The sequence below is a fragment of the Sediminibacillus sp. JSM 1682029 genome (assembly GCF_041366435.1).
GTDB classification, from domain to species: Bacteria; Bacillota; Bacilli; order Bacillales; family Amphibacillaceae; genus Sediminibacillus; species Sediminibacillus terrae.
On the sequence record NZ_JBEWYY010000022.1, the window covers coordinates 1 to 1487 of the forward strand.

Consider the following 1487-nt stretch of genomic DNA (forward strand, 5'->3'; position numbering starts at 1 on the left):
CCCACTAGCGTTGCATTAATGGGTTATCTTTACTTTAATGAAAGAATATGTAATCTGTTTACAAAAATAAAAATTGCTCCTATTGTAGAAGAAGACCTAACTAGTTCCCAAATCTTCTACAAAGGAGCAATAACCTATGAGAGGTTATAGTATAGGTCATAAACAGCTAATTAGTCAATGTTTATCCATGCTTCCTACCGAAAATTTTTCAGATCCTTTAGTGAATTATGAATACAACAAGCTTTCGGTAGATGCACTAATGAAGGTTTTTGTGGCTGCGCAGTTAGATAAGTGGGAATCTTATGCGGATATGGAAGAAAAACTTCAAGCCAATCCCGAATTCTGTGAATCCATCGGATTAGAAAGTATAAGTGCTTCCCAATTAAGTCGGAGAATAAACGACTTGCCCACAAAGTGGGCCCAAACGCTCTTCGAAAAAGTGGTCCGAATCCTTCAAGATTTAACGCAAGATTGTAAAGGCGTTAATTCCAGAATTGGAAGGTTAAGCATTATCGATTCGACGCATTTAAAGCTTCCACCCCAGTTATGCGAATGGGCTTACGTGACAAAGGGTTGGAATGTAGTGAAGATGCATACACGCATCGCCGTCGTATCAGAGGATACTAGTTATCCGGATAAGATGGTTCCTTCCACAGGTAACGTAGGGGATGTGGAAACCCCTGATTGTCTGGTCGAACAATTATATTCCACCTATCTAATGGATCGAGGATACCCCTCTATAAAAAACTTGAGGTCCTGGCAGGACCAGAACATACAGTTTGTGGTGCGGGTTACGAAAAATTTTCGAATTATACCGATGGAAACCTATTCAACCAGCCATCCGTCCATTCTTCAGGATGCCAAGGCCCGTTACAGTCACGCCAAGGAACCGGTGCGTTTGGTAGAGTTTTTGGATGAGGAAGGAAAACGTTATCGACTACTGACAACGAGGTGGGACCTATCAGCTGAAGAGATTATGGATCTCTATCGTTACCGCTGGATGATTGAAACTTTTTTTAAATGGATCAAACAACACTTAAGGTTCGTGAAAATCTGGAGCACCACTCCCCAAGGGATATGGAATCAACTGTTTCTGGCATTAATCGCCTATTGTTTAGCATTAATTTTTCAATTAAAGACGAAAACAACCAGGACACTTTGGGAATTTTTAAGGCTCATGCGCACCTATATGTTTAAGCCTTATGAAGTATTTATAAAGGCGTTAAATGCCAAAAAAAGCAAAACATCAAGAGGGCGACAGAAAATCCCCATCCCGAAACAAAGGGGGACACCTTTTAAGGGAAATGTGGCCATTATTAAGGAGCAAAAGCGCAAGAACTGATCGAACCACCACAAAATAATACATGTAAAATAATGGGAACTAGGTCTACTTTAAGACCGGATTCTCTTTTTTTATCTTACATCAAGACCACAATGTAAAATTTTAACTAATAAGGGAGGGTGACCCATTGATGCAATGCCAATGG

1 protein-coding gene is annotated in these 1487 nt (G+C 40.2%); it reads left to right on the plus strand.

Annotated features, from left to right (window positions below):
* The first annotated feature begins 136 nt into the window (after nucleotides 1–136).
* On the plus strand, nucleotides 137–1342 hold the full coding sequence (locus ABVF09_RS19770; protein WP_371069882.1) for an IS4 family transposase: 1206 nt from the start codon (nucleotides 137–139) through the stop codon (nucleotides 1340–1342).
* The last annotated feature ends 145 nt before the right edge of the window (nucleotides 1343–1487 follow it).

Excerpts from the sequence above, each read along its gene's own strand:
- ABVF09_RS19770 (WP_371069882.1), top strand. The coding sequence starts at position 137 with ATGAGAGGTTATAGTATAGGTCATAAACAGCTAATTAGTCAATGTTTA.